Annotated in this window: 1 pseudogene; it reads left to right on the forward strand. The window is 54.2% G+C overall.

The features are described from left to right. Window positions 1–262 (forward strand): annotated as a pseudogene (locus RTW80_RS29690) (TonB-dependent siderophore receptor); the annotation flags it as partial.

Below are 262 nucleotides of genomic sequence, written 5' to 3' on the forward strand. Positions count from 1 at the left end.
ACCCAGTACCAGTCCATTCCGGATACCACGCAGACTGAAAATCCAGCGCATTCGGGCGGCGTAATTGATATGCAGCGCCACTATCAGGGTATTGATACCCGCTGGACCCACCGCGGCGAGCTGCTGGTGCCGGTAACGTTTACCACCGGCCTTAACTACGAAAATATGAGTGAAAATCGCCGCGGGTATGAAAACTTCGTGATGAACAACGGCGTGCCGGATTTTGGCGTGAAGGGTAACAAACGCCGTGACGAACGTAACC

The organism is Escherichia sp. AM3, assembly GCF_032029835.1.
GTDB classification, from domain to species: Bacteria; Pseudomonadota; Gammaproteobacteria; order Enterobacterales; family Enterobacteriaceae; genus Escherichia; species Escherichia coli.